The sequence below is a fragment of the Rathayibacter sp. AY1E2 genome (genome assembly GCF_002932325.1).
GTDB lineage: Bacteria > Actinomycetota > Actinomycetes > Actinomycetales > Microbacteriaceae > Rathayibacter.
The window spans coordinates 114,057-139,268 of sequence record NZ_PSVO01000005.1 but is presented as its reverse complement, the minus strand read 5'-3'; the positions used below and the strand labels follow the sequence as shown (position 1 = coordinate 139,268).

The window sequence follows — 25,212 nt, the reverse complement described above, 5'->3', positions numbered from 1 at the left end:
CGTGACAGGTGCCGCTGCCGTCCCCGAGCCCGTCGACGTCCCGCTGGGCGGCGGGTCGATCCGCCTGGGCCAGTTCCTCAAGTTCGCGGGGATCCTCTCGGGCGGCGAGGCCAAGGAGGCGGTCGCCGAGGGGATGGTGACCGTCAACGGCGAGGTGGATCTGCGCCGCGGGCGCCAGCTCGCCGTCGGCGACGTCGTCGGGTTCGACCGGAACCGCTTCCGCGTCTGCGAGTGAGCGCGGCCGCGCCTCGGCGGGTGCGATCGGCCGAGACGCCGCGGAACGGATGAGACGCCGCTCAGAGGCGGGCGCGTCGGCGTGTTGAGCGGTGGCTCGGCGCACACTGGCTCCTGGACATCCCGGGACGACAGGAGACGCGCGTGCAGCTCGGCATTCACTTCATGAACTTCACTCTGCCCGGGGGGAGTGCGCAGATCGCGCCGATCCTCGGAGCGACCGCGCGGACGGCCGAGGACGTCGGCTGCGCCTGGTTCACGCTGATGGACCACTACTTCCAGATGGAGCACTTCGCGACGAGCGAGGATCCGATGCTCGAGGGATACACCTCGCTCGGCTTCGTCGCCGGCCGGACGGAGCGGATGCGGCTGGGGCTCCTCGTCACCGGCGTGACCTACCGCCATCCGGGACTGCTCGCGAAGATCGTCACCACCCTCGACGTGCTCTCCGGCGGGCGCGCGATGCTCGGCATCGGCGCCGCCTGGTACGAGCGCGAGCACCTCGGGCTCGGCGTGCCGTACCCGCCGCTGAAGGAGCGGTTCGAGCGGTTGGAGGAGACGCTGCGGATCTGCCGTCAGATGTGGAGCGACGACGACGGGCCGTTCGAGGGGACGCACTACCGGCTCGCCGAGACGCTGAACCACCCGGCGCCGATCCAGCAGCCCGGCCCGCCCATCCTCATCGGCGGCGGCGGAGAGAGGAAGACGCTGCGGCTGGTCGCGCAGTACGGCGACGCCTGCAACCTGTTCGGCACCGGCGCGGACGACGTGGCGCACAAGCTCGACGTGCTGAAGCGGCACTGCGACGACCTCGGGCGCGACTACGCGACGATCACGAAGACCATCACCGGGGGCGGCGATCCGATCGGCGACCCCGACGGCTTCGTCCGCGCGATGGAGGAGTACGCGGCGCTGGGGATCGACCACGTGCAGCTGGCGCCGGCCGGGCCGGATCCGGAGGGGTACGTCGCCCGGCTGGGCGAGGGCGTGATCGAGCGGGTGGCGGCTCTCGGCTGAGGGCTCCCGGGACGCACAGCACTCCGACCGGTTCGGGTGCCGCGGGCGTCACCGCTGATTCGCTCCGCCGGCCGGGTCCGCCGTCACCGGCGCGAGGACTCCGGTGGCGGGCATGTCCCGGGTCGGGGGACGCCGTCGGCGGATCCTGCCCCCCGCCAGGGTCGCGGCGTAGACGCGGGCGAGGAGCGCGACCTACGGTTCGAGCCTCCCACCTCGGGTTATTGAGCTCACGCTGACGTGGGCAGATCGCTGGCCTCATGCCGCACGTGTCCTCTCGCACCTCGCTCCGCCGTCATCGGCAGAACCGCAGAAGAGGGGCGATCGGGACGGGTGTCGTCCTCGCCGTCGTCGGCGCCGCGCTCTTCGCCGGCGTTTCGGCGCAGGCGGCCACTGCTCCCGACCTCGGCACGGCGGAGGACTACTCGGTCCTGGCCGCGTCGACCGTGACGAACACGGGGTCGAGCGTCCTCGACCAGAACGTCGGGGTCAGCCCGCTGACCGCCGTCACCGGGTTCCCGCCCGGGCGGACGGACGGAGTGATCCACCGCGGAGACGCGGAGGCGGCTCAGGCCCAGGCCGACGTGGGCACCGCCTACGGACAGCTCGCCTCGCAGGCGACGACCGCGCAGATCGACGCCGAGATCGGCGGCAGCACGCTGAAGCCCGGGGTCTACACCGCGGCCGGACCGGTCGGAGTGACGGGGACGCTCACGCTCGACGCCGAGGGCGTCAACGAGGCGGTCTTCGTGATCCGCGCCGCGTCGACGCTGACGACGGCCTCGTCGAGCACGGTGGCCCTGATCAACGGAGCGCAGGCCTGCAACGTCTACTGGCAGATCGGCAGCTCCGCGACGCTCGGCACCGACTCGGACTTCGTGGGCTCCGTGCTCGCGTCGGCCTCGATCACGGTGACGACGGGCGTCTCCGTCGAGGGCCGCGCACTGGCCCGCTCGGGAGCGGTGACGCTCGACTCCAACGACTTCACCGAGCCGGGCTGCGAGCCCTCCGACGGCGGACCGTCGCCGACGGCTACGCCGACCATCACGCCGACCGTGACGCCGACGGTCACGCCGACCGTGACGCCGACGGTCACGCCGACCGTGACGCCGACGGTCACGCCGACCGTGACGCCGACGGTCACGCCGACCATGACGCCGACCGTGACCCCGACGGTCACGCCGACCGTGACGCCGACCGTGACGCCGACGGTCACGCCCACCGTGACGCCGACCGTGACTCCGACGGTCACGCCGACCGTGACCCCGACGGTCACGCCCACCGTGACCCCGACGGTCACTCCGACCGTGACGCCCACGGTCACTCCGACGGTGACGCCCACGGTCACTCCGACGGTGACCCCGACCATCACGCCGACCGTGACTCCGACGGTGACCCCCACCGTCACGCCGACCGTGACTCCGACCGTGACTCCGACCGTGACTCCGACCGTGACGCCGACCGTGACTCCGACCGTCACGCCGACCGTCGTGCCCACCGTGGCTCCGACGGTCACGCCCACTGTCACGCCGACCGTGACTCCCACCGTCACTCCGACGGTGACCCCCACCATCACTCCGACGGTGACCCCGACGATCGCGCCCACCGTGGCTCCGACGGTCACGCCGACGACCACGCCGACGGCGACTCCCACCACCACGCCGACGGGGACCCCCACCACCCCGCCGACCGCGACGCCCACGGCCTCGCCCACTCCGACCGCGATCACAGCGCCGCGACCGGCGCCCTCCCACGCCGCGGTCCTTCCCGTGTCCGGGTCGAACGGTCCCCGCGGTCCGGCTCTCGCCTCGACCGGAGTGGACGCCGCAGCGACGGCGACCGCCGGAGTGCTGGGCCTGCTCGCCCTGGTCGGCGGCGGTCTGATGCTCCTCACCCTCCGACGCCGCGGTGAGCGCACCGGCAGCTGATCTCGGCTGATCACCGGCAGCTGATCACCGCCAGGCCGTGCGCCGGACTCCCGAGGGGTCCGGCGCACGTCTGCGCCCACGATCGCGCTCCGCCCGTCTCTCGGGTGTCCTCGCCGATGCGCGCAGGCCCGCTCGTGCGTCGAGACGCCGCTCCGAGCGTCGGGACACCGCTGAGCAGGCGGCGTCCCGGATGCGGGGCGGTGTCTGGGAGGGAGGCGGGTGCGCGTCCGGGTGAGCACGCACTGCTCCTGACACGGGAGCATCCCGGTGCCGTCGGGCCCGCTCGTGCGTCGAGACGCCGCTCCGATCGCCGGGACATCGCGGTAGGGGCAGTGCCTCGGGGCGGAAGGCGGCATGCGAGGAGTGCGCGACCGCTCTGCTCGGAACGCGGGCGTCCGCTCGGTGCCGGGGTCCGCTCCGCCCGGCCGTCAGACCCCGGCCAGCTCGGCTCGGAGGGGCGGGTCCGCGCCGATGCGGGAGGCGGTGACTCCCGCCGCCCGGGCCGCCCACCGGCCCGCCGCGAGGAGGGCGTCCTCGTCGAGAGCGGTGGTCCCGCTGTCGAGGAGGGCGTCGATCAGCCCGGCCATCGCCGTGTCGCCGGCGCCGATGGTGTCCGCGACAGCGATGCGGCAGGCGGGGACGACGACCCGGGCCCGGCGGGACGCGAGGACCATGCCCTCGCCGCCGCGCGTGACGACCGCCAACGCGGGGCCGGCGGCCAGGAGGCGGTCGAGGACGGCGTCGACGGAGTCGCCGGGGTGGAGCCACTCGGCGTCCTCGTCGCTCAGCTTCACCAGATCGCAGCGCCGGAGGAGCCGCTCGAGGACGCGGTGGACCTCAGCGCGCGCAGGGAGCACCTCGGGCCGGATGTTGGGGTCGAGGCTGACGGAGGTCGTGGGCGGCAGACGGTCGAGCAGGTCCGCGACCGCGTCCGCGCCGGGATGCAGGAAGGCGGCGATCGACCCGGTGTGGAGGTGCGCGGCTCCGTCGGGATCGATGCGGTCCGGGTCCCAGCTGAGGTCGAACTCGTACCGGGCCGACCCGTCGGCGCCGATGACCGCCGCCGCGGTCGACGTGGTGCCGCGCGCGGGCGCCGACACCGCGACTCCGGACTCCTCCAGGTGCGCCCGGGCCCGGCGTCCGCGCTCGTCGTCGCCCAGGGCGGTGGCGAAGCGGACGGAGCGGCCGAGCCGGGAGAGGGCGACGGCGACGGTCGCGGGCGAGCCGCCGACGTGCTCCGACCGGCTCCCGTCCCGCTCGACGACGTCGACGACGGTCTCGCCGACGACGAGGACGAGAGAGCCGGAGTCCGAGCCGGCGCCGCTGCCGGAGCCCGCGCCGGGCCCGCTCACTCCGCCGCCGCGCGGACCTGCAGCGTCGTGAACGGCGCCGACGGGAAGACGAGCTGGGTGAGGGTGCTGAGACCCCCGCCGAGGAACACCTCGACCACCGAGGCGTCGACGACGATGCGGACCGGGATCCGCCCCGACTCGTCCGGCGCGGGCAGCGGAGCCCAGTCGACCGAGGGGAAGGACGCCGCGAAGTCCACCGCGCCGCTGCGCGTGCGGTCGCAGGTCAGCACTCCCTCGTCGCCGTCGACCGTGAGCACCACTTCGTCGTCGGTCGTGCCGGTGAGCAGGCGCAGCTCGGTGCGGTCGCCCGGGAGGCGGGACACGTCGACGTCGAAGACGCGGACGTCGCGGGACGCCGGCCCGGTCGGCAGGACCGCCCGCTGCGCGAGGCGGAGACGGCCGTCGGCCCCGCGGACGAGGTCGAGCTCGCGCACGAGCGACATGGACGAGCGCCACGGGCCGGTGGGCGTCTCGTTCGCGTAGTCCCAGTTGCTGGCCCACGCGATGGTGAGGCGGCGGCCCTCGGGAGCGTCGTTGAAGGAGACGGCCGCGTAGTAGTCCCGGCCGTAGTCGAGCCAGTCGTAGTCGGCGGGGTCCTCGGACGCGCTGATCCGGTCGGCGGTGAACTCGGCTCCGTCGAAGTCGCCGAGGAAGTACTGGCTGCCGGAGCCGCCGGCGATGCCGCCCGGGTTGAGGCTCACGATCATCATCCAGCGGACCTCGTCGGTGCCGCGCACGCGCAGCGGGAAGAGGTCCGGGCACTCCCAGACGCCGCCCGTGGCATGGGCGGGGCCGAAGTGGGAGCGCCGGGTCCACGCGATCAGGTCGGGCGAGGTGTAGACCGCGACGCGGCGGTCGACCGCCTCGACGGCGACCATCACCCAGTGGCCGTCGTCCCCGCCGAACCAGAAGACCTTCGGATCGCGGAACTCCGCGGAGCCGATGTCGAGGACGGGGTTGCCCGCGTACCGGGTCCAGGTGGCGCCGTCGTCGACGCTGTAGGCGAGCGCCTGGGCCTGCGAGGCTCCGGTGCCGTCCGGGAGGGCGTCGCGGGCGGCCGTGTAGACCGCGACGAGGGCCGTCTCGCCGGGGCCGGCGAAGCCCGCCGTGTTGCGGACGTCGGCGACGGCGCTGCCGGAGAAGGCCATCTCGCCGTCGAGGACGGGGATCGCGACGGGCTGCTCGCTCCACGACACCAGATCGGTCGAGGTCGCGTGGCCCCAGGACATGTTGCCCCAGGTGCTGCCGGTCGGGTTGTTCTGGAAGAACAGGTGGTAGGTGCCGTTGTGGAAGAGGAGCCCGTTCGGGTCGTTCAGCCAGGTGGATCGGGCGGTGAAGTGGGCGGACGGACGCCAGGCGTCGGTCGTCGTGGTGATGGTCACAAGGGCTCCTGAGGAGAGGGGTTCGGTGCGGCCGGACGAGGGGCGCGGGCGGCTGCCGCCCGCGCCCCGGGGACTACTCGCCGCCGTTCTGGAAGCGGTCGTAGGCCTGCTGGTACGTCGCGGTCACGTCGGAGGCGCCCATCGACTCCAGCTGCGAGACGTAGGAGTCCCACTCGCTGTCGACGGTGCCGTTGACGATCCAGGCGGCGAACTTCTCCTTCACCAGGGTGTTGATGTCGGTCAGCGCGTACGAGACGCGGTCGAGCTCGTCGTTCGAGAGCATCACCGGCGGGTAGGCGTCGTTCGCCTTGTAGGGGAGGTAGTACTCGTTCACCAGGTCCTGGCGCTCCTTCGCGCGCGGCTCGGGGGCCACGACGGTCTCGAAGTCCTTCTCGGTGGTGATCTTCGGGCCGCCCGGGGCGACCTTCTGGCGGCGCTCGCCCTCGGCCTCGCCGGCGGCGGCGGGGATCTGCACGAGGAGGCCGGTGGCCTCGTCCTTCTGGAGGGTCACGCCGAGGGGTCCCCAGCTGCTCTGGGCGCTCATCTCGGGGTCGAAGAGGCGGTCGGCCCAGCGCATCGTGGCGGCGGGGTACTCGTTGGAGCGGGTGATCGCCATCGCGCCGCGGTTGATCTCCTGGTTGCTGGTGACGCTGGCGCGCTTCTCGCCGTCGACGCCCTCGAGCACGCCGAGGATCGCGTAGTCGCCGAGGCGGTCCTCGCCGACCATCTCCTTCGCCTCCCACCAGAAGAAGGAGCCGAGGACCGGGGTGTCGGCCTTGCCCTTGGAGAGGAAGGCGACGTCGTCCTGCGAGAACGACTCGGGGTCGATGAGCCCGTCGGCGTACCAGTCGGAGAGCGCCTCGACGCCCTGCTTGTAGCCGTCGGTGTCGGCCGTGAACTGCACCTTCCCGTCGACCACGATGCGGTGGTCGTTGTTCTCCGGCTGCCCGCCGAGCGCCGCGATCAGGTCGTGCGGGTTGCCGCAGAAGGAGTCGGTGCGGAAGGACAGCGGGATCTCGTCGGCCTTGCCGTTGCCGTTGGGGTCGCCGGTCCTGAAGGCCTCGAGCGCGGCCCGGTACTCCTCGATCGTCGTCGGCATCGGGAGGCCGAGCGCGTCGAGCCAGGCGGTGTTGATGAAGAGGAAGTTCGGGTACTGGAGGATCCCGAGCTCCTCGACCGACGGCAGCGTGTAGATGTGGCCGTCCGAGGCGGTGAGCGCGGCGCGGATGTCGGGCCGGTCCTCGAGGATCGCGGAGAGGGTCGGCGCGTGCTCCTCGATCAGGTCCTCGAGGGGCAGGAGCGTGCCGTTCTCGCCGTACTGCACGATCTCGGCGTCGGTGAGGCCCGAGTTGAACAGCACGTTCGGCACGTCGTCGCTGGCGAGGAGGAGGTTCTTCTTCTCGGCGTAGACCTGCTCGGGGAGGTTCTTCCAGTCGATCGAGATGTTGGTGTCCTCCTCCCACTGCTGCACGAGCTGCATCGAGGAGTAGTCGGGGGACAGGGCGGACTTGGTGCCGCCGAAGGTCAGCGACAGCGTGTCGTCGACGATCGGCAGGCCGGTCTCGTTGAAGCCGACCTCGCTCGAGCGGTCCTGGACGGGGTCGTTCCCGCCGCCGGTCGTGCAGCCGGCCAGGAGCAGTCCGCCGGAGAGGGCGAGTGCGGTGGTGGTGAAGAAACTGCGGTGTCTCATCGTTCGTGTTCCTCTTGTCGAAAGGGTGGTGCGGGAGGGGTGGAGGGTCAGCTCTTCACGGCGCCGAGAAGGGCGCCCTTGGTGAAGTGCTTCTGCATGAAGGGCAGGACGATCAAGAGGGGGATCGTCGAGACGACGATCATTCCGTACTTGATCAGCTCGCCCAGGCGCTGGGCGGCGGCGTAGGAGTCCATCGCTCCGGAGCCGCCTGCGGAGGTGACCTCGGACTGGATCAGGACGTTGCGCAGCACCAGCTGGAGCGGGTACTTGCTCTCGTCGTCGAGGTAGATCAGGGCGTCGAAGAAGGCGTTCCAGTTGGCCACGAGGTGGATCATGATCATGAGGAAGATCAGCGGCTTCGACAGCGGCAGGACGATGCTGAAGAAGAAGCGGAAGTCGCTCGCGCCGTCCATCTGAGCGGCGTCGCGCAGCTCGCCCGGCACGTTGTTCTCGAAGAAGGCGCGGGCGATGATCAGGTTCCAGACGCCGACCGCGCCGGGCAGGACCACGGCCCAGATCGTGTCCAGCATCCCGAGGTCGCGCACCACCAGGTAGCGGGCGATCAGGCCTCCGTCGATGAACATCGTGAGGATGAAGATCAGGAGGAAGACGGTCCGCCCGTAGAGGTCCTTCCTCGACAGGGCGTAGGCCGCGCAGAGGATCGTGCTGACGCTGATCGCGGTGCCGACGACCGTGTACAGGACCGAGTTGCCGAAGCCCTGCCAGATCGCGCCGTCCGAGAAGATCCGCCCGTAGCCCTCGAGGGTGAAGCCGGCCGGCCACAGCCAGACGTTCCCGTTGAGGATCTGCGACGGCTCGCTGAACGAGGCGATCACGATGAAGTACATCGGGTAGACGATCGCGACGATCGCCAGGAGCAGGACGGCGATCGCGATCGTGTTGAACACGGGGTCCGCGTACCGTCCGGTGCGCTTCGCCGGGGCGGTGCGGCGAGGGGGAGTCGGTGCCGACGGCTCGCGGAGGGCGCGGTCGGGGTTGATGGTCTGTGTCATGGCGTCGTCACCAGAGGCTCGATTGGCCCGCACGGCGGGCGACCTGGTTGAAGGTCGCCAGCAGGACGAGGTTGATCAGGGAGTTGAAGAGGCCGATGGCGGCCGAGTAGCTGAACTGCGCCTGCTGCAGCCCCGCCTTGTAGACGTAGGTCTGGATCACCTCGGAGGTCGGGAGGTTGAGGTCGGTCTGCATGAGCAGGACCTTCTCGAATCCGAGGTTGAAGAGATTGCCGATCGCCAGGATGAACAGGATCGTGATCACCGGCAGGATGCCCGGGATGTCGATGTGGCGGATCCGCTGCCACTTGCTCGCTCCGTCGACGCGGGCGGCCTCGTGCAGAGCCGGGTCGATCGCGGTGAGGGCGGCGAGGTAGACGATCATCGAGAATCCGGCGTTCTGCCAGATGTCGGAGCCGATGTAGAGGGGCCGGAACCAGTCCGGCGAGCCCATGAAGAACACCGGCTCTCCCCCGAGGGCGACGATCGCGCTGTTCACGATCCCGGACCGCGGCGAGAAGAGCAGGTGGATCATGCCCACGACCACGACGACCGAGATGAAGGACGGCGAGTAGAGCACCGTCTGCGTGAACTTCTTGAACCGCTCGCTCTGCAGCTGGTTGACGATCAGCGCGAGCACGATCGGCACCGGGAAGGCGATGAGCAGCCCCAGGGCGTTCACCGTCAGGGTGTTCTCGATCAGGCGCCCGAACTGGAACGACGAGACGAAGCGGGTGAAGTTGTCCAGGCCCACCCACGGGCTGCCCGAGAAGCCGAGCGACGGGTTGTAGTCGCGGAAGGCGATCTGGGCGCCGTACATCGGCCAGTACTTGAACAGCGCCACGAAGACGAGCGCCGGGGTCAGTAGTACGTATAACTGCCAGGAGCGCAGGGCGCGTCTCGCAGCGGAGCCGAGGCGCTGCCTCGGGCTCAGGAGGCGCCGTGGCCGGGGGATCCCGGGGGCGGACTTCATCGTCGTCATGCGCGCACCTCTGCACTCGTCACCGATCCGCGGAGGACCGGTGAGCAATGGATGGGATGGGGTCGGGGCTCCTCGCGCGGTTCCGCGAGGAGGAGGGAGACGGCGTCGCGGGCCATGCGCTCGTGGGGGAGCGCGACGGTCGTGAGGCCGGGGTCGAGGTAGGAGGCGAGGGTCTCCTGGTCGTCGAAGCCGACGATGGAGCAGTCCTCGGGCACGCGGAGGCCGCGCGCCTCGAGAGCCCGGTAGGCGCCCCAGGCGGTGCGGTCGTTGCCGCAGAAGATCGCGGTGGGGGGATCGGCCTCGTCGAGGAGCTCCGCGGTGAGGGCGAGGCCGTCCTCGACGGTGCCGCCGGAGCCGTGCCGGACGAGGCGGGGGTCCACGGTGAGGCCCGCCTCCTCGAGGGCGCGGCGGTAGCCCGCCCGCCGTCCGACACCCGCGGGGAGGTCGCTGTCGGCGGGCTGGATGTCGATGTAGGCGATGCGGCGGTGGCCGGCGCCGGTCAGCTGGCGGGTGGCGGTGTACCCGCCCTCCTCCTCGTCCGGGAAGACGCTCGAGAAGCGCCCGCCGGCGGACTGCGCGTTCACGACCACGGTGGGCACGTCGCCCAGCGCCTCCGGCACCTCGACGACGCGGTGGTACATCGAGGCGTAGATGACGCCGAGCACGCGGTACGACAGCATCATGTCGATCGCCGACTCCTCGAGGGCGCGCTCGCCGAAAGTGTCGACGCTGAGGATGATGTGGCCGCTCTCCCAGGCCCGCATCTGCGCGCCCTTCAGCAGGCGGCCGGCGAAGGGGGAGCTGGCGACCTCGTCCGAGACGAAGCCGATCATGCCCGACTGCCCGCTGCGGAGCGACTTCGCGAAGGCGTTGGTGCGGTAGCCGAGATCCTCGACCGCCTCCATCACGCGGGCTCGGGTGGCCTCGGTGACGCGGTTGCCGGGAGCGTTGTTGAGCACGAGGGACACGGTGGCCTGGGAGACACCGGCACGCTCCGCGACCTGCCTCATCGTCGCCGTCCGTCCGGCCATGACCCACCTCCTCGTGGTCTCGGTTATTCGTATAACTGGAAAGTACACATCCGAGAGCGCGGCGTCAACATCCGATTCCGCGAGCCCCGATCGGCAGGTCGCGAGAACGCAGGAGTCGTCGTTCCGGAGCTCGAGTGCGACGACATCCGCGTTCTCGCGGAGGGCGGGGGCGTCAGCCGGAGGACTCCCGCGGCACGAGGCGGACGGGCATGGCCTGCACCCCCGCGGTCGGACGTCCGTGGATCGCGTTCGAGAGCTCCTCCGCGGCGGCGCGGCCGAGCGTGTCGAGCATCATGTCGATGCTCGAGAGCGGCGGGCGGGCGGCCTCGACGAGGAGGTCCCAGTTGTCGAAGCCGACGACGGCCACGTCCTGCGGCACCCGCCGGCCGGTCTCGCGCAGGTGGTCGAGGGTGCCGCGGGCGATCTGGTCGCTCGCGCAGATGATCGCGTCGAGGTCCGGATGCGCGCGCAGCAGCGTCTCGGCGCACTGGCGGCCCCAGCTCTCGGACCACTGCCCGAAGAGGACGCCGCCGCCGACCAGCGGCAGCCCCGCCTCCGTCAGCGCCTGCTCGACGCCCCGGGCGCGGTCGTGCGCGGCGGTGTAGCTCGGCTCGCCGTTGACGAGGGCGATCCTGGTCCGTCCGCGCTCGATCAGGTGGCGGGCGGCGAGGACGCCGGCCTGCACGTTGTCGGGCGTGAAGGAGGAGTCGCGCGGATCCTCCGAGGGCGCGTAGGCGTAGACGACCGGCACCGGGATGGTGCGGGTGATCGAGGGGCGCGGGTTCGTCGTCCGGCCGAGCACCACGATCCCGTCGACGCGCTTGGCGAGCAGGTTCTTGATGTGGTGCTGCTCGCGGATCGAGTCGCCGCGGGCGTCGCAGAGGAGCACCGACGTCGATCCGGCGCCGAACGCGTCCTCGGCGCCGAGCAGCACGGGGAGCACGAAGCGGTTGTCGAGATCGTTGGTGAGCATCCCGATGGTGCCCGTGCGCCGGGAGTTGAGGGCCTGCGCGAACGGGTTCGGGGTGAAGGAGAGGGCCTCGGCGGCGTCCAGCACGCGCTGGCGGGTCTCGGCGCGCACCTGGTCGCGGCCGTTGAGCGCCTTGGAGGCGGTGGCGATCGAGACGCCGGCGGCGGCCGCCACGTCGGTGAGCGTGATGGTGCCGGTGGGCTTGCGTGGTGGCACCGCGCCTCCGTTCCGGGCCCGGCGGGCCGCCGCGTCGATCCTCGCACGACTCCGGTGAAAAACCGAAAAGACCGAAAAGGTCGCATCTCTTGACGCGCTGACCGCCCCTGCCTAGGTTTACCCGACAGAAAGTAGTTTCGGCCCGGCGCAGACGATCGGGACGACTGCCGAGGAATCCGTCAACGACGAAGGGATCATCCGTGAAGACGAGGAAGCACGCTCGGGGCCTCGCCGCCGCCGTCCTGCTGGGAACGGCCGCCGCCGCACTGACCGGCTGCGCGAGCGGCTCCGGGGGAGACTCCGGCTCCGCCGCGGGAGGCAGCTACACGTTCTGGGACCCGTACCCCCAGTTCGACGAGTCGTCCGACTGGGCGAAGCTCATCGACTCCTGCGGGACCGAGGCCGGCGTCACCGTCGAGCGCACCGGCTACGACACCACCGACCTGACCAACAAGGCGCTGCTCGCCGGTCAGCAGGGCAACTCGCCCGACCTCCTGCTCGTCGACAACCCCGTCGTCTCGACGCTCGCGGAGTCGGGCATCCTGACCACGACCGCCGAGTCCGGGCTCTCCACCGAGGGGATCGACGCGAACATCCTCGCGGCCGGCCAGACCGGCAGCGACACCTTCGGCGTGCCGATCGGCGCCAACACGCTCGCGCTGTACTACAACAAGGCCGTGCTCGAGAAGGCCGGCGTGGACGCCGCCTCCATCACCGACTGGGCCGGGCTGACCGACGCGCTCGAGAAGGTCACCGCCTCCGGCGGCAAGGGCATCACGTTCTCCGGCATCGGCACGGAGGAGGGGACCTTCCAGTTCCTGCCGTGGTTCTGGGGCTCCGGCGCCGAGCTGACCGACCTCGACTCGCCCGCCGCGGTCGACGCCGTCTCGCTCTGGAGCGACTGGCTCGAGAAGGGCTACGCGCCCAACTCCGTGATCGGCAACACGCAGACCACGAGCTGGCAGGAGTTCGAGACCGGCGAGTACGCGTTCGGCGAGAACGGCACCTGGCAGCTGGCCAACGCGAAGGCCTCGGGCATCGACTACGGCGTCCTGACCATCCCGTCGAAGGACGGCGGAGCGGCCCCCGCACCGACCGGAGGCGAGTTCCTCACCCTCCCGGTGCAGTCGGACACGGCGCGCTACGAGACCTCGAAGAAGATCGCCGAGTGCCTGACCTCGACGAGCAGCCTGGTCACGACCGACAACACGCTCTCGTACATCGCGCCGACGGCCGAGGCGCAGCAGGAGCAGGTCGCCGGCAACGCCGACCTCGAGCCGTGGGTCACCGCCGTGCAGGCCGCGAAGGGCCGCACCTCGGACGACCTCGGCACGAAGTACCCGAAGATCTCGGAGCAGCTGTGGGGCGCGGTGCAGACCGTGCTCAGCGGCTCGCAGTCTCCCGAGGACGCCCTGAAGGCCGCCCAGTCGGCCGCCGAATCCGCCACGAAGTAGGACGACCGGGGGCTCCCGCTCCCCGAACGAGGTCCCCCCGGCCGGTGCTCCGCGCACCGGCCGGAGGGACGGGAGAGACCATGACCACTGCCACCGAGACCGCCCGCCTCCTGCGGCGCGGCACCGAGCCGCCGGCCCCGCCCGCCCCGGCCGCCGAGAGCCGTCGGCGCCGCCGGCGCCCCGAAGGCGGCCGCCTGGTCGCGTGGGCGTTCCTCGCCCCGCTCGTCGCCTACCTGCTCGTCTTCTACGCGTTCCCGCTCTACCGCAACCTCGAGCTGAGCCTGAAGGACTACACGGTCCGCTCGTTCGTGCAGGGGAACGCGCCCTTCGTCTGGTTCGACAACTACGTCCAGGTGTTCCAGGACGCGACCTTCGGCCCGGCGCTGCTGCACACGGCGGTCTTCACTGGCGTCTCGCTCCTCTTCCAGTTCACGCTGGGGCTGGCGCTCGCCGTGTTCTTCTACCGCCGCTTCCCGCTCGCGAGCACGCTCCGGGCACTGTTCCTGGTGCCGTGGCTCCTGCCGCTGATCGTCTCGGCCTCGACCTGGTCGTGGATGCTCAACAGCGACTCCGGCATCGTGAACGCGTTCCTGGAGTCGTTCGGGATCGGCCAGATCAACTGGCTCACCTCGCCGACCACCTCGCTGATCGCGGTCCTGATCGCGAACATCTGGATCGGCATCCCGTTCAACCTGGTGATCCTCTACTCCGGCCTGCAGAACATCTCGCAGGACCTCTACGAGGCGGCCTCGCTCGACGGCGCGACCGGCGCCCAGCAGTTCTGGCGGATCACGCTGCCGCTGCTGCGGCCGGTGTCGGCGATCACGATCCTGCTCGGCCTCGTCTACACGCTGAAGGTGTTCGACATCATCTGGATCATGACGAAGGGCGGCCCCGCCGACTCCTCGACCACGCTCGCCACCTGGACCTACCAGCTCGGCTTCGGCTCGATGCTGCCCGACTTCGGACCGGCCGCGGCCGTCGGCAACCTGCTGATCATCCTGGCCCTCGTCTTCGGTCTCGTGTACATCCGCGTCCAGCGGAAGCAGGCCGACTCGTGACCGCGCGCCGCCCCTGGTACCTGACGGTGGTCGGGATCGCCCTCACGGCGGTCATGCTGTTCCCCGTCTACTGGATGATCAACGTCTCCCTCACTCCGACCGGCTCGATGCGGAAGGATCCGCCGGACTGGTTCCCGTTCTCTCCCACGTTCACCGGCTACCAGGCGGTGCTGAGCGAGCAGCTGCCCTACCTGGGCACCAGCCTCGTCGTCGGCCTCGGCACGGTGCTGCTGACCGTGGCGATCGCCGCTCCCGCCGCCTACTCGCTGGCGAAGCTGCGGCCCCGCGGCGGGCAGGCCCTCTCGTTCGTGCTGCTGATCGCGCAGATGATCCCGGCGATCATCATGGCGATGGGCTTCTACGCCATCTACCTCAACCTGGGACTGCTCAACTCGATCCCGGGCCTGATCGTGGCCGACTCCACCATCGCGGTGCCGTTCGGCGTGCTGATCTTCACGGCCTTCATGTCGGGGATCCCCGACGAGCTCACCCAGGCGGCCCGGATGGACGGAGCGAGCGCCTGGCGCACCTTCACCTCGGTGATCATGCCGATCAGCCGCAACTCCGTCGTCACCGTCTCGCTGTTCGCGTTCCTCTGGGCCTGGTCGGACTTCATCTTCGCCTCGACGCTCGACAGCGGCGGGAAGCTCCAGCCGATCACCCTCGGCATCTACAAGTACATCGGCAACAACAACCAGGAGTGGAACTCGATCATGGCGACCGCCGTGGTCGCCTCGCTCCCGGCCGCCGTCCTCCTCGTCGTCGCCCAGCGGTACGTCTCGGCGGGAGTCACCGCCGGCGCCGTCAAGGACTGACCCGTCCCTCCAAGGAGACACCGTGACCCTCACCGCCCCCACCGCCACCGCCCTCGGCGGCCCGGTCGCCCCCTCGCGGAGCGCGCTCCGGCCGCTCCGCCAGGACGAGATCCGCCTCACCGGCGGCTTCTGGAAGCACTACCAGGACCTCAACTCCTCCGCCGTCATCGAGCACTGCCGCTCGTGGATCGAGCGCGTCGGCTGGGCCGGCAACTTCGACCGCGCTGCCGACGGCTCGATCTCGTCCGCCGAGAGCGGCGACGCGCACGCGGGCATCGAGTTCGTGGACTCCGAGGTCTACAAGCTCCTCGAGGCCATGGCGTGGGAGCTCGGCCGGAGCGACGACGCCGGGCTGCAGGAGCGGTACGACGACCTCGTCGCGCGGGTCGCCTCCGCCCAGGACCCGGACGGGTACCTGCACACGAGCTTCGGCCGGCCCGGCCAGCGCGCGCGCTACTCCGACCTGGAGTGGGGCCACGAGCTGTACAGCTTCGGGCACCTGATCCAGGCCGCCGTGGCGCGGCTCCGCACCGGGCACGACGACCTCCTGCCGCAGGTCGCCCGGCGCCTCGCCGACCACGTGCACCGCGAGTTCGGGCCCGAGGGGAGGGTCGCCGTGTGCGGCCACCCCGAGATCGAGCCGGCGCTCGCCGAGCTGGCGCGGGCGACGGGGGAGGAGCGCTACCTCGAGCTGGCCCGCCTCTTCGTGGAGCGGCGCGGGACGGGGACGCTGAAGCCGATCGCGTTCGGCGCCGAGTACTTCCAGGACGACGTGCCCGTGCGCGACGCGGAGGTGCTGCGCGGCCACGCGGTGCGGGCCCTCTACCTCGCCTCCGGGGCTCTCGATGTCGCGGTCGAGACCGGCGACGCCGAGCTGGAGGAGGCGGTCCGCCGCCAGTGGGAGGCGACCGTCGAGCGACGCACCTACGTCACGGGCGGGATGGGCTCGCACCACCAGGACGAGGCGTTCGGCGCCGACTACGAGCTGCCGCCGGACCGCGCCTACGCGGAGACCTGCGCGGCGATCGGCTCCACGATGCTCAGCTGGCGGCTGCTGCTCGGCTCGAACGAGCCCCGCTACGCGGACCTGATGGAGCGGACGCTGCTGAACGCGGTGCTCCCCGCGACCCGCGAGGACGGCCGCGCCTTCTTCTACACGAACACGCTGCAGCAGCGCGTCGACGGAGTGGCTCCGGACGAGTCGCGCGAGACCGACCGCGCGCAGTCCAGCCTCCGCGCGCCCTGGTTCTGGGTCTCGTGCTGCCCGACCAACACCGCCCGCACCCTCGCGAGCGTCGAGCTCGGCTTCGCGACCGCCACCGACGACGGGGTGCAGCTCCACCAGTACGGCGCGTACGAGGTGCGCACCGGAGGCGTCGCGCTGCGCGTCGAGACGGAGTACCCGGCAGACGGCGAGATCGTCGTGCGGATCCTCGAGGACGCGGAGTTCGCGCTGACGCTGCGGGTCCCGCCGTTCGCGCGGGGCTCGGCGCTTCTCGACGGCGAGCCGGTCTCGACGCCGACCGTCACCGTCCGCCGGGCGTTCTCCGCCGGCGACACCGTGCGGCTCTCGCTGCCGATGACGGCCCGCTTCGTCGCCCCGCACACCCGGATCGACGCGGTGCGCGGCCAGGTCGCCCTCGAGCGCGGGCCGTTCGTGCTGGCGATCGAGTCGCTCGACCTGCCCGAGGGCCTGGACACCGAGCACATCGCGGTCGACGCCTCGGTGCCGCCGGTCGTGACGGCGGAGGGAGCGCGCGTGTCCCTCGTGGCGCGGGAGGCGGCTCCCGGCTGGCCCTACGGCTCCGTGCCGGTGGAGGAGGGGCGCCGCTTCGAGGCGGAGTTCCGGCCGTACCACCGCTGGGCGAACCGCGGGCCGTCGACGATGCGGATCTGGACGCCGACGGCCTGACGGGCACCGCTCGCGAGAACGCGGAAGTCGTCGCACTCGAGCGCGAGTGCGACGACGCCTGCGTAGTGGCTGCCGTTGCGGCGCCGTGCGCTCAGATCCAGCCGCGCTCGCGGGCCTCGATCACCGCGCGCTGGCGGGTGTCGACGTCGAGCTTGCGGAGGATCGACGAGACGTGGTTGCGCACGGTGCCGGAGGAGAGGTGCAGCGCCGCGCCGATCTCGCCGATCGTCTCGCCGCGGGAGCCGGCGCTGAGCACGTCGAGCTCGCGGTCGGTCAGCGGGCTGCGCGTGCTCGCCAGGGCGTCGGCGGCGATCTCCGGATCGACGTAGCGGCGTCCGCTCGCGACCTGGCGGATCACCTCGGCGACGTCCTCGACCCGGCGCGACTTCGGCAGGAAGCCGCTGACGCCCGCTCCGAGCGCTCGCCGCAGGACCCCCGGCCGCGCGTGCCGGGTGACGACCACGACCCGCGTCGCGGAGACCCGGCGCAGCCGCTCCGCCGCCTCGATCCCGTCGAGCCCGGGCATCTCGACGTCGAACAGGCACACGTCGGGCTGCAGGCGCAGCGCCTCCGCGACCGCCTGCTCGCCGTCGCGGCACTCGCCCACGATCTCGAGGTCCTCCTCGAGGCGGAGGAGCGCGGCCAGAGCCGTGCGGATCATGTCCTCGTCGTCGGCGATCAGCACCCGGATCACGAGTCGCTCCCCACCGGCAGGCGCGCGTCCAGCTCGAAGGAGCGGCGGACCGCCCCGGCGCGCAGCGTCCCCCCTGCCCGCTCGACCCGCTCCGCCATGCCGAGGACGCCCGAGCCGGTCCCGTCCGCCTCCTCCGCGTCCGGTGCCAGGTCGTTCACCGCCTCGAACCGCCACTCGTCCTGCTCCCGCGCGAGCCGCAGCCGCGCGCTGGAGCCGCCGCCGTGCTTGAGGATGTTCGTCGTCGTCTCGCGGACCACCGGCCCGAGCGTCTCGGCCGGCGCGTGAGCCGCCGCCGGGTCGACCTCGAGCTCGACGCGGAGCCCGGCCGAGCGGAGCAGGTCGGCGGCGTTGGCCAGCTCGTCGACGAGCGGGACGCTGCGGAAGCGCGTCGCCAGCTCGCGGGTGCCGGTGCGGGCGCCGTCGACCGAGCGCTGGGCGGCGCGCAGCTGCTCGAGAGCGGCCTCCGGGTCGCTGCCGAGGAGGCGCTCGGCGAGCTCGAGCTGCAGCGCGATCACCTGGAGGTGGTGGCCCTGGAGGTCGTGCACGTCGCCGGCGAGCAGCAGGCGCTCCTGCGCGGCGGCGAGCCGGCCCTCGGCGGCGCGCGCCCGGTCGAGCTCGCGGACGATGTCCCACCACCACAGCGCGCTGACGACCGTCAGGGGCAGCAGCGTCGCGAACAGCAGGAGGGTCGAGAGCGCGGCCGACGCGTCCGGCGCCGCTCGCGTCTGCTCGAGCACCGCCGCGACCGCGAGGACGATCGTGCAGAGCACCATCACCCGGAGCCGCACCCCGCTCTGCCAGGGCAGCACGGCGACCAGGGTCGCGGCGAGCGAGAGCCCGAGCGCGAGGCTCCCGGCGGCCGTGCCGGTGAGTGCCGCGGCCGCCACTCCGAGGCAGAAGACCAGGGTCGGCGCGGCCCGGAGGCGCACCGGGCCCTCGCGGTCGGCGCGCCGGTACGCGAGCGCGGTCGACGAGAACACCGCGACCCAGGCGGCCGCACCCAGGAAGTAGGCGCCCTTCCGCCACTCCTCGGCCTCGGCGCTCAGCACCGCCACGGACCAGACGGCCAGGACGATCACCACGAAGGAGGCGGCCGACGCGAGCGTGTACCACCAGGTCACGGCGACGCCGCGGCCCGCGCGCACGGGCGGATCCGCCTCGGTCGAGTTCACCATGCGGCCCAGGCTACGACCATGACACTTGTCACCCCTCGGGCCGTCGATCCTCCCGGGACGCGGTGACCCGGCGGCACTGCCGAAGCGGGCGCGGACACGGTCGGATGGAGGAGTCCCGAGAGCCGGGGCCACGTACCGGAAGGCACGACCATGACGATCATCAGCGACGCGATCCTCGGATTCCAGGACCTGATCGGCCGCGTTCCCGAGCTCGTGCAGCCCCTCGTCGTCGCCGCGGCCGGGGCCGTCCCCTTCATCGAGGGCGAGGGAGCGGCGAGCATCGGGATCATCGGCGGCATCCACCCGGTCGTCGCCGGGCTTGCGGGGGCGATCGGCAACTTCGTCTGCGTGGCGCTGCTCGTGCTGCTGGGCACCGGCGTCCGCTCGGCGATCACGGGCCGCTCGGAGGCGAAGCGGACGACTCCGCGGCGCGAGAAGTTCCAGCGGGCCTTCACCCGTTACGGCGTCCCGGGCGTGAGCCTGCTGGGGCCGCTGCTGCTCCCGACCCACTTCACCGCGGTGATGCTGGCGGGCGCCGGAGTCGGCCGCGGGCGGATCCTGCTCTGGCAGGGCGTCGCGATCGCGCTGTGGACGACGGTGCTGACGGTGATCGTCGGGCTCGCGGTCTCGGGCGCGACGCAGGCGGGCTGAGCGGGCCGGACACGGTCCTGAAGCGTGCGACCCCGGTGGCGCAGAGGCGTCCGCGCCACCGGTCAGTGCCGGATGCGCCGTCCCGGTCCGCCGTCCGGGTCCGTCGGCCCGGCGGACTGCAGGTGGGTGTGCAGGCGGATGAGGGTGTCGCGCAGCCGGGTCTTGACGGTGCCGAGCGGGATCGACAGCTCCTCCGCGATCTCGGAGTGGCTGTACCCGCGGACGTAGGCGAGGTAGAGGACGTCGTGGTGGATGGCGGCGAGCTGCCGGATCGCGCCGGCCGCGGGCGCCAGGGCCAACCGGACGTCCGAGCGCTCCCACTCGTGATCGCGCGGCCGGTCGAGGACCGTGTACTGCAGCTCCCGGCGCCGCGCCGACCGGTCCGCCCGGGCGCGGTCCACGGCACGGCGGTGCGCGACCTGGGCCAGGAAGGCGAGCACGGGACGGCCCGGGTCGAGCGAGCGCGCGGTGCGCCAGAGCTCGAGGTAGACCTCCTGCGCGACCTCCTCGGCGGCGGCGCGGTCGTCGAGCACGGCGTCCGCGACGGAGACGACCCGGCCCGCGGTGAGCGAGTAGAGCTGCCGGAAGGCGGTCCGGTCGCCCGCGCAGACCCGCAGCAGCAGGGCCGCCGACCGCGCAGGGCCGTCCCCGGGCTCACGCCGCTTGCCTGTCATCGTCGACACAGGCCTCAGCCTGGCACCGCGGACGCGCTCCTCCCGGGGTTACTCCCTGTGAGGTGGCCCCCGTTAGAGGCTCACTTTCACAGGAGTCCGCCGATGCGCGCCGCACGCCCGCCGATGCGCGGCCCCGGTCGCGCACGGGGCCCGTGCGGCGGCGTCGACGGACTGGGCCGCCCGTCAGACGGCGACGCGCGCGTTCGACTGCGCGAGGAGCGCGACCGAGCGCAGGCGCGCCTCCGTCTGCAGCGACGCGTGGGCGACGATGACCTCGTCGGCGTCGGCGGAGCGGGCGAAGTCGGCGGTGTAGTCGGCCACCTGGTCGCCGGTGCCGACACCGGTGTAGGTGGTCATGCTCGCGACGTGGGCGCCGATCGGCGCGCTGAGCAGGGCGTCGAGCTCCTCGTCGTCGAAGGTCTGGCCGACGGGGATCTGCCCGCTCTGGCGCAGCAGCATCATCAGGCGGGCGCGCTTCATCTGCGCGAACTGCTCCTGCGCGTCCTCCTCGGTGTCGGAGGCGATGGCGTTCATCCCGGCGATCACGTAGGGCGCGTCGAGCTGCTCGGAGGGGCGGAAGCCGCGGCGGTACTCCGCGACGGCCTGGTGCAGCGCGTCCGGAGCGAAGTGCGAGGCGAACGCGTACGGCAGGCCCAGCGCGGCCGCGAGCTGCGCGCCGAAGAGCGAGGAGCCGAGGATGTAGAGGGGGACGCGGGTGCCGGCACCGGGCGTCGCGCTCACTCCGGGGATGCGGGACTCGCCGGCGAGGAACGCCTGCAGCTCCAGCACGTCCTGCGGGAAGCGCTCGGAGGAGTCGGGGTCGCGGCGGAGCGCGCGGAAGGTCGCCTGGTCGCTGCCGGGGGCGCGGCCGAGTCCGAGGTCGATCCGTCCCGGGTGCAGCGTCTCGAGGGTGCCGAACTGCTCGGCGATGGTGAGCGGGGAGTGGTTCGGCAGCATGACGCCGCCGGAGCCGAGGCGGATCGTGGAGGTCTGCGAGGCGACGTGCGCGATGAGCACCGAGGTCGCGCTGGAGGCGATGCTCGCCATGTTGTGGTGCTCGGCGTACCAGACGCGGCGGTAGCCGTTCCGCTCGGCCTCCTGGGCCAGGGCGACGGAGGCGGCGAAGCTGTCGCGAGCGGTCTCACCGGGGGCGATGGGGGCGAGGTCGAGGATGGAGAGGGGAACGCTCATGGTGAGGGCAACGCCCGCGACGGCTCCGGTGTTCCCGTCGCGGGCGCCTTCCTCACGCCTCGGGGATGTCGCGGCCGTACGCCTCCAGCGTCACGGCCTCGGGCTCCGGTCCGCCGCGCACGCCGGCCTCGAGGGCGTCGATCCGGGCGAGCTCCGAGCCGGAGAGCGCGAAGTCGAACACGTCGATGTTCTCGGCGATGCGCTCGGGGCGGGTCGACTTCGGGATGACCTGGCGGCCCTCCTGCAGGTGCCAGCGCAGCATCACCTGCGCGGCCGTCTTCCCGTACTTGGCGCCGAGCTCGAGGAGCACCGGGTCGTCGAAGCTGCGGCGCGGGGAGTCGCGGTAGGCGGTGATGCCGCCGATCGGCGACCAGGCCTGGGTGAGGATGTCGTTCTCGCAGCCGAAGCGCTCGACCCGCCGCTGCTGGAAGTACGGGTGAACCTCGAGCTGGTTCACCGCGGGGACGACGTCGGTCTCGGCGAGCAGGCGGGTGAGGTGCTCGACCATGAAGTTGCTCACGCCGATCGCCCGCACCCTCCCGTCGGCGAGCAGCCGCTCGAGCGCCCGGTAGGCGTCGAGGGTGCGGTCGAAGGCCTCGGGCAGGGCCTGGTGCAGGATCAGCAGGTCGATCCGCTCGACGCCGAGCTTGCCCGCGCTCTTGTCGAAGGCGTGCAGCGTCTCGTCGTAGCCGTAGTCGCTGATCCACACCTTCGTCTCGAGGAAGACGTCGTCGCGGCCGGCGATCGCCTCGCCCACCTCGCGCTCGTTGCCGTAGGCCGCCGCCGTGTCGATGTGCCGGTACCCCGCGTCGAGCGCGGCGGCGACGGCGGCGCGGGTCTCGTCGGGCGGAGTCTGGAAGACGCCGAGTCCGAGGGCGGGGATCTCGACACCGTTGTGGAGAGTGAACGTGTTCATGAGCCCACGCTACGTCCGCAGACGCCGAGTCGCCCGAGAAGCCGCGCGCGACTCCTCAGGCGACCCCGTCGCTCCGGCCCTGTTCAGCCGTCGATCGGCAGCAGGATCCCCTTCACCGTCTCGTCCGTGGCGAGGAACTCCTGCACGGCCGGGTCCTGGAAGGCCTGGACGAGCTTCTTCACGTTCTCGGTGTCGCGGTACTTCGAGCCGATGGTGAGCTGCCCGGCGAAGTCGTCGGGGGCCTGCGGGGCGAAGATCTGCTGCTCGATCGGGATGCCGGCGGCGAGGTAGTACTCGGTGTAGCCGACGGCCGCGTCGAGGTCCGGCAGCGCGCGCGACTGGGCGGCGAAGTCGAGCAGGGTGAACTGCAGGTTCTTCGGGTTCTCGGCGATGTCGTCCTGGGTCGCGGTGCCCGGCTCCGTGCCCGGCTTCAGCGTGATCAGGCCGGCGTTCTGCAGCAGCCAGAGGCCCTGCGCCTCGTTGGCGGGGTCGGAGTAGAGCGAGACCGTGCCGCCGTCAGGGATCTGGGAGACGTCGGAGTACTTGTCGCTCCAGAGCCCGAAGCCCCAGCGGAAGACGGGGGTGGCCGCCTCCTCCTCGAAGTCGGGGTTGGCCTCGAGCACCTGTCCCAGCCAGAGCTTGTGCTGGTAGACCGTGGCCGCGACCTCGCCCTCGCTCACCGCGCGGTTGATGGTGTTGCTGTCCGAGAGCCCCTTGAAGGCGACGGTGATGCCGTAGCGCGGCGCCACCTCCTTCGCGACGAAGTCGACCAGGGCCTGCTCGGAGGCGTTGCCCTCGGCGGTCGCGACGTAGAGCGTCGCTCCCTCCTGCTCGTTGGCCGAGACGGCGGGGGAGAGGAGCGGGACGGCGATCGCGGAGGCGACGCCGACCACGACGACGGCCGCTCCGGCGATCCAGGGCCAGTGGCGCTTCTTCTTGAGATCGAATCCGAGGTCGTCGGGAGTGGACATGGCGGTGCCTTTCGAAGAGGGGGTGCGCGGGCGCGCGGGAGGGGCGCCCGAGGGCGCAGGAGGAGGAGTGGTGGTTCTAGACGGCGGCCGCGACCCGCGGCGCTCGCCGCGAGCGGGAGGCGCCGGGCGTGGTCGCGCGGACGAGGGCGTCGCCGGTGAGCTGCACGGTCGCGACGGTGGCGACCAGGATCACGATGGTGGCGAGCATGACGGTGGTGTCGAAGCGCTGGTAGCCGTAGGTCACCGCGACGTAGCCGATGCCGCCGGCGCCGATCGTGCCGGCGATCGCCGAGTACTCGATCATCGCGATCGTGTTGATCGTCAGGCCGCCGATGATCTGCGGCACCGCCTCGCTCAGCTGGGCGGTCCGCACCACCTGCAGCCGCGACGCTCCGGAGGCGCGGGCGACGCGGGTGAGCGAGAGCGGCACGCTGCGCAGCGCGTTCTCGACGATCCGGGTGAAGAAGGCGATCCCCGCGATCGACATCGGCACGACGGCGGCCGCGATCCCGATGTTGGTGCCGGTGATCAGGCGCGTGAACGGCATGATCGACGCCATCAGGATGAGGAACGGCAGCGAGCGGCCGACGCTGATGACGGCGCTGAGCACCTGGTGGGCGGCCCGGTTCTCGGCCAGCCCGCCCGGAGCGAGGTTGTGCACGAGAGCGCCCAGCGGCACGCCGACCAGCACCACGATCGCCATGACGATGCCGACCATGATCAGCGTCTCGCCGAGCGCCGGCAGCACCAGCGCGGGGATCTGCTCGAGCGGGACCTTGTTGTCGAGGTGGAGGATCACGCCGCCACCTCCTCGGCGAGGACGCGCACGCCGGCGGGCCGGACCGACAGGCCGAGCTCGGCCGCCGCACGGGTGAGCCGCGCCTCGTCGACCGGGCCGAGCCCGATCGTCGCGTGGCCGACCGCCTGCCCGTCCACCGTCTCGATCGCCGCGCCGAGCAGCGCGACCGGGCCGACCGCCTCCGCGAGCCGGGTGACCCAGTCGGTCGGCACTCCGGAGCGGGAGTAGCCCACCACCCATTCGCCCAGACCCGGGCCGGGCGCGACGGAGGGGCGCACCGGGTTGAGGGCGAGGCCGAGCGGGGACGCGGGGTCGCGCAGCAGGTCGACGAGACGGCCCGACTCCACGATGCGGCCGTGGTCGAGGCGGGCGACGGAGTCGGCCACCTGGCGCACCGTCTCCATCTCGTGGGTGATGAAGAGGATCGAGAGGCCCAGGTCGTCGCGCAGCTCCTTCAGGAGCGTGGTGATCGCGGTGGTCGAGGCGGGGTCGAGGCCCGAGGTGGCCTCGTCCGAGAGCAGCACCGAGGGGCGGAGGGCGAGAGCGCGGGCGATGCCGACGCGCTGGCGCTGACCGCCGGAGAGCTGGTGCGGGTAGTAGCGCGCGCGGTCCGAGAGGCCGACGCGCTCGAGCAGCTCCGCGACGCGCCGCTTCGTCTCGGCGGCGGTGACGCCGAGGTACTCCAGCGGCAGGGCCACGTTCTGCTCGGCCGTGCGGCGGCTGAAGAGTCCGTCGGACTGGAAGACGGTGCCGATGCGGCGGCGGGCGACGCGCAGCCGCTCCTCCGAGAGCTGCGAGAGCGCCTCCCCGTTGACGACGACCGTGCCCGAGGTGGGCCGCTCGAGGAGGTTCACGCAGGCGGCGAGCGTGCTCTTGCCCGCACCGCTCGGGCCGACGACGGCGAAGATCTCGCCGGTCGCGACCGAGAAGTCGAGGCGGTCGAGCACGGTCGCCGGACCGTAAGACTTGCTGAGCTGCTCGAGCCGGATCATCGCGTTCCTTCGGACGGGTCGGGCGGCCGCGGCCTCTCCGCGTCGTCCCGGACACGATGATGGAGCACCGCGGGCCCGCCCGTCCCGGCCCGCGTCGC

The 25,212-nt window shown here is 72.0% G+C and carries 23 protein-coding genes; 8 read left to right on the top strand and 15 right to left on the bottom strand.

The features are described 5' to 3' along the window. Position 1 precedes the first annotated feature (1 nt). The 3 genes from C5C49_RS06390 to C5C49_RS17315 all read left to right on the top strand — a co-directional run bounded on the left by C5C49_RS06390 (position 2) and on the right by C5C49_RS17315 (position 3,176). Positions 2-235 carry an RNA-binding S4 domain-containing protein gene (locus tag C5C49_RS06390; protein WP_104247028.1) on the top strand — a complete coding sequence of 78 codons (234 nt, stop codon included), beginning with the start codon at positions 2-4 and terminating at the stop codon, positions 233-235. 143 nt (positions 236-378) lie between these two features. Then, positions 379-1,251 (top strand): LLM class F420-dependent oxidoreductase, encoded by an 873-nt coding sequence (locus C5C49_RS06385; protein WP_244229529.1) that lies wholly within the window; start codon positions 379-381, stop codon positions 1,249-1,251. 266 nt (positions 1,252-1,517) lie between these two features. After that, positions 1,518-3,176, top strand: a complete 1,659-nt coding sequence (locus C5C49_RS17315) for an ice-binding family protein (protein ID WP_258068400.1) — start codon at positions 1,518-1,520, stop codon at positions 3,174-3,176. A gap of 428 nt (positions 3,177-3,604) precedes the next feature. On the opposite strand, the gene C5C49_RS06375 is transcribed toward C5C49_RS17315, so the two are convergent. The 7 genes from C5C49_RS06375 to C5C49_RS06345 form a co-directional block, all read right to left on the bottom strand. Then, positions 3,605-4,528 (bottom strand): carbohydrate kinase family protein, encoded by a 924-nt coding sequence (locus C5C49_RS06375; protein ID WP_104345723.1) that lies wholly within the window; start codon positions 4,526-4,528, stop codon positions 3,605-3,607. Further along, positions 4,525-5,910, bottom strand: coding sequence for a glycoside hydrolase family 32 protein (locus tag C5C49_RS06370; RefSeq protein WP_104315306.1), 1,386 nt, complete (start codon positions 5,908-5,910; stop codon positions 4,525-4,527). Before C5C49_RS06370 ends, C5C49_RS06375 begins: the two co-directional genes overlap by 4 nt. Positions 5,911-5,983: 73 nt before the next feature. Next, on the bottom strand, positions 5,984-7,600 hold the full coding sequence (locus C5C49_RS06365; RefSeq protein ID WP_104288931.1) for an ABC transporter substrate-binding protein: 1,617 nt from the start codon (positions 7,598-7,600) through the stop codon (positions 5,984-5,986). A gap of 47 nt (positions 7,601-7,647) precedes the next feature. Further along, entirely contained in the window at positions 7,648-8,613 is a 966-nt protein-coding gene (locus tag C5C49_RS06360) for a carbohydrate ABC transporter permease (protein ID WP_104345722.1), read from the bottom strand. A gap of 7 nt (positions 8,614-8,620) precedes the next feature. After that, complete coding sequence (locus tag C5C49_RS06355; protein ID WP_244229528.1) at positions 8,621-9,592, bottom strand: sugar ABC transporter permease; 972 nt, start codon at positions 9,590-9,592, stop codon at positions 8,621-8,623. Then, positions 9,589-10,623, bottom strand: a complete 1,035-nt coding sequence (locus C5C49_RS06350; RefSeq protein WP_104282809.1) for a LacI family DNA-binding transcriptional regulator — start codon at positions 10,621-10,623, stop codon at positions 9,589-9,591. Before C5C49_RS06350 ends, C5C49_RS06355 begins: the two co-directional genes overlap by 4 nt. Before the next feature lie 172 nt (positions 10,624-10,795). Further along, positions 10,796-11,809, bottom strand: coding sequence for a LacI family DNA-binding transcriptional regulator (locus C5C49_RS06345; RefSeq protein WP_104225800.1), 1,014 nt, complete (start codon positions 11,807-11,809; stop codon positions 10,796-10,798). A gap of 200 nt (positions 11,810-12,009) precedes the next feature. On the opposite strand from C5C49_RS06345, the gene C5C49_RS06340 reads away from it, so the two are divergent. The 4 genes from C5C49_RS06340 to C5C49_RS06325 all read left to right on the top strand — a co-directional run bounded on the left by C5C49_RS06340 (position 12,010) and on the right by C5C49_RS06325 (position 17,051). Beyond that, positions 12,010-13,263, top strand: a complete 1,254-nt coding sequence (locus tag C5C49_RS06340) for an extracellular solute-binding protein (protein ID WP_104260884.1) — start codon at positions 12,010-12,012, stop codon at positions 13,261-13,263. Positions 13,264-13,343: 80 nt separating this feature from the next. Continuing rightward, positions 13,344-14,324, top strand: coding sequence for a carbohydrate ABC transporter permease (locus C5C49_RS06335; RefSeq protein ID WP_104247032.1), 981 nt, complete (start codon positions 13,344-13,346; stop codon positions 14,322-14,324). Next, positions 14,321-15,139, top strand: coding sequence for a carbohydrate ABC transporter permease (locus C5C49_RS06330; protein WP_104222699.1), 819 nt, complete (start codon positions 14,321-14,323; stop codon positions 15,137-15,139). The genes C5C49_RS06335 and C5C49_RS06330 overlap by 4 nt, the downstream gene beginning before the upstream one ends. Positions 15,140-15,161: 22 nt before the next feature. Beyond that, positions 15,162-17,051 carry a glycoside hydrolase family 127 protein gene (locus C5C49_RS06325; RefSeq protein ID WP_104345721.1) on the top strand — a complete coding sequence of 630 codons (1,890 nt, stop codon included), beginning with the start codon at positions 15,162-15,164 and terminating at the stop codon, positions 17,049-17,051. 91 nt (positions 17,052-17,142) lie between these two features. Here the strand turns inward: C5C49_RS06325 and C5C49_RS06320 are convergent, their stop codons facing one another. Together C5C49_RS06320 and C5C49_RS06315 are read right to left on the bottom strand one after the other, a co-directional pair. Then, positions 17,143-17,745 (bottom strand): response regulator transcription factor, encoded by a 603-nt coding sequence (locus tag C5C49_RS06320; protein WP_104222701.1) that lies wholly within the window; start codon positions 17,743-17,745, stop codon positions 17,143-17,145. Next, positions 17,742-18,920, bottom strand: coding sequence for a sensor histidine kinase (locus tag C5C49_RS06315; RefSeq protein ID WP_104345720.1), 1,179 nt, complete (start codon positions 18,918-18,920; stop codon positions 17,742-17,744). Before C5C49_RS06315 ends, C5C49_RS06320 begins: the two co-directional genes overlap by 4 nt. 150 nt (positions 18,921-19,070) lie before the next feature. Here C5C49_RS06315 and C5C49_RS06310 point away from each other — a divergent pair, with 150 nt between their 5' ends. Continuing rightward, positions 19,071-19,571, top strand: coding sequence for a small multidrug efflux protein (locus C5C49_RS06310; RefSeq protein ID WP_104225805.1), 501 nt, complete (start codon positions 19,071-19,073; stop codon positions 19,569-19,571). Positions 19,572-19,633: 62 nt separating this feature from the next. Here the strand turns inward: C5C49_RS06310 and C5C49_RS06305 are convergent, their stop codons facing one another. The 6 genes from C5C49_RS06305 to C5C49_RS06280 form a co-directional block, all read right to left on the bottom strand. Further along, positions 19,634-20,245: a sigma-70 family RNA polymerase sigma factor gene (locus C5C49_RS06305; protein WP_258068402.1), complete on the bottom strand. Its 612-nt coding sequence runs from the start codon at positions 20,243-20,245 to the stop codon at positions 19,634-19,636. Positions 20,246-20,428: 183 nt separating this feature from the next. Next, positions 20,429-21,436 (bottom strand): LLM class flavin-dependent oxidoreductase, encoded by a 1,008-nt coding sequence (locus C5C49_RS06300; protein WP_104297326.1) that lies wholly within the window; start codon positions 21,434-21,436, stop codon positions 20,429-20,431. A 52-nt stretch (positions 21,437-21,488) separates the two neighbouring features. Continuing rightward, the gene (locus tag C5C49_RS06295) at positions 21,489-22,352 is read right to left on the bottom strand and encodes an aldo/keto reductase (protein WP_104222706.1); all 864 of its coding nucleotides are present in this window, start codon (positions 22,350-22,352) and stop codon (positions 21,489-21,491) included. An 83-nt stretch (positions 22,353-22,435) separates the two neighbouring features. Next, positions 22,436-23,323, bottom strand: a complete 888-nt coding sequence (locus tag C5C49_RS06290; protein ID WP_104345718.1) for a MetQ/NlpA family ABC transporter substrate-binding protein — start codon at positions 23,321-23,323, stop codon at positions 22,436-22,438. Between the two features lie 76 nt (positions 23,324-23,399). Further along, on the bottom strand, positions 23,400-24,122 hold the full coding sequence (locus C5C49_RS06285; protein ID WP_104222708.1) for a methionine ABC transporter permease: 723 nt from the start codon (positions 24,120-24,122) through the stop codon (positions 23,400-23,402). Continuing rightward, positions 24,119-25,114, bottom strand: a complete 996-nt coding sequence (locus C5C49_RS06280) for a methionine ABC transporter ATP-binding protein (protein ID WP_104256583.1) — start codon at positions 25,112-25,114, stop codon at positions 24,119-24,121. Before C5C49_RS06280 ends, C5C49_RS06285 begins: the two co-directional genes overlap by 4 nt. Positions 25,115-25,212 lie beyond the last annotated feature (98 nt).

Excerpts from the sequence above, each read along its gene's own strand:
- C5C49_RS06365 (WP_104288931.1), bottom strand. The coding sequence starts at position 7,600 with ATGAGACACCGCAGTTTCTTCACCACCACCGCACTCGCCCTCTCCGGC.
- C5C49_RS06360 (WP_104345722.1), bottom strand. The coding sequence starts at position 8,613 with ATGACACAGACCATCAACCCCGACCGCGCCCTCCGCGAGCCGTCGGCA.
- C5C49_RS06355 (WP_244229528.1), bottom strand. The coding sequence starts at position 9,592 with ATGACGACGATGAAGTCCGCCCCCGGGATCCCCCGGCCACGGCGCCTC.
- C5C49_RS06350 (WP_104282809.1), bottom strand. The coding sequence starts at position 10,623 with ATGGCCGGACGGACGGCGACGATGAGGCAGGTCGCGGAGCGTGCCGGT.
- C5C49_RS06335 (WP_104247032.1), top strand. The coding sequence starts at position 13,344 with ATGACCACTGCCACCGAGACCGCCCGCCTCCTGCGGCGCGGCACCGAG.
- C5C49_RS06315 (WP_104345720.1), bottom strand. The coding sequence starts at position 18,920 with ATGGTGAACTCGACCGAGGCGGATCCGCCCGTGCGCGCGGGCCGCGGC.
- C5C49_RS06310 (WP_104225805.1), top strand. The coding sequence starts at position 19,071 with ATGACGATCATCAGCGACGCGATCCTCGGATTCCAGGACCTGATCGGC.
- C5C49_RS06305 (WP_258068402.1), bottom strand. The coding sequence starts at position 20,245 with ATGACAGGCAAGCGGCGTGAGCCCGGGGACGGCCCTGCGCGGTCGGCG.
- C5C49_RS06300 (WP_104297326.1), bottom strand. The coding sequence starts at position 21,436 with ATGAGCGTTCCCCTCTCCATCCTCGACCTCGCCCCCATCGCCCCCGGT.
- C5C49_RS06295 (WP_104222706.1), bottom strand. The coding sequence starts at position 22,352 with ATGAACACGTTCACTCTCCACAACGGTGTCGAGATCCCCGCCCTCGGA.
- C5C49_RS06290 (WP_104345718.1), bottom strand. The coding sequence starts at position 23,323 with ATGTCCACTCCCGACGACCTCGGATTCGATCTCAAGAAGAAGCGCCAC.
- C5C49_RS06280 (WP_104256583.1), bottom strand. The coding sequence starts at position 25,114 with ATGATCCGGCTCGAGCAGCTCAGCAAGTCTTACGGTCCGGCGACCGTG.